Origin of the sequence: Mesorhizobium sp. M1E.F.Ca.ET.063.01.1.1 (assembly GCF_003998155.1) — a bacterium.
Classification (GTDB): Bacteria; Pseudomonadota; Alphaproteobacteria; order Rhizobiales; family Rhizobiaceae; genus Mesorhizobium.
The window spans coordinates 1-1,315 of the sequence record NZ_RZSC01001142.1; the positions used below are offsets into that span (position 1 = coordinate 1).

General features: G+C 64.9%; 2 protein-coding genes. One reads left to right on the forward strand and one right to left on the reverse strand.

Annotated features, from left to right (window positions below):
- On the reverse strand, positions 1–245 hold a 245-nt coding region (locus EOA29_RS36735; RefSeq protein WP_127222409.1), incomplete at its 3' end, for a TMEM175 family protein.
- Positions 246–504: 259 nt separating this feature from the next.
- On the opposite strand from EOA29_RS36735, the gene EOA29_RS36740 reads away from it, so the two are divergent.
- Positions 505–1,315 (forward strand): MFS transporter (locus EOA29_RS36740; protein WP_127222410.1); only part of this gene is annotated, 811 nt, incomplete at its 3' end.

Genomic DNA, 1,315 nt, shown 5'->3' on the forward strand with positions numbered 1-1,315 from the left:
AGGCTGTGCTGCGCCTGCTGGCCGAACCAGAAGATGGTCAGCGTCAGGAAGCTCAGCGCATAGGTCAGGAACCGCGGCGCGAGTGCAAGAACCGCGGCAAGCAACTCGCTTTCCGAATGCACCGTTTCATGCGACGGCACCCTGATCTCCAGCACGATCAAGGTCAGCGCGATGGCAAAGACGCCGTCGGTTATGCCGACGATGCGCCCGCGCGCTTCGGCCGACGGTTCGAGCGGTCGCTTCATGGCTTCCCCCTTAGACTATTTGTTTTTACGCAATCCCGGACGGAAGGCTACGGCGAAGTCGCCGAGCCCAACCGTTCCACACTTTTCCTGGAATTGCTCTGGCGCAAGTTCGAAACGACGGGCCGGAACCTAGCACGCGACGGTTCGTTTGCATCCTGATTGCCGCCCTCCTGGCCATTCGGTCAGTGCAAGCTGGTTTCAAGAATCGCAATCCTCTGGCTCGTTGTTAGGAATGCGCCGGAGAGCTAAGCAGACATTCATGGCGTCCTCGCACGAGACCACAGCCGATTCGCTTTCGACCGCGCCTCGCGCGAACGGTACGTTCTGCCCTCAGACGCGGCGCAAGTTCGTGCTGGTGGCGGCGATCCTTGCTTCGGCGCTCGGTTTCATCGACGGTTCGATCCTGGCGATCGCCATGCCGGCGCTGCGCGTCAATCTCGGCGCCAGCCTGGCGGAGGCGCAATGGATCTCCAACGCCTACGCGCTGACGCTTTCGGCGCTGATTCTGGCAGGCGGTGCGGCCGGCGACCGATTCGGCCTCAGGCGCGCCTTCGTCACCGGCATCGCGCTTTTCATTGCCGCTTCGCTCGCCTGCGCGCTGGCGCCCAATCCGGCGGTGCTGATCGGCTTCCGCGCCATCCAGGGCATTGGCGCGGCCATCATGGTGCCGGGCAGCCTCGCTATTATCGCCAAGGCCTATCCGAAGAAGGAGCGCGGCCGGGCGATCGGCATCTGGGCGGCCGCGTCGGCGCTGACGACGGCGCTCGGTCCGGTGCTCGGCGGCTTCGTGCTGTCGACCTTCGGCAATGGCGTCTGGCGCGCGATCTTTGCCGTCAACCTGCCGCTCGGGCTGGTTTCGATCTATCTGCTGCTCGTCAAGATCCCGGCCGACCAGCCGACCGAAAAGCGCAGTCTCGATCTCGGGGGCGCCGGGCTTGCCACACTCGCCTTCGGGGCGCTGGCCTACGGATTGACGGCGATGAACGCCGAGGGCGGCGGGATGATGGCCGGGCCGGCGATCGTCGCCGGCGTGGTCCTGCTCTTCGTCTTCATCCTTTACGAGCGCTGGC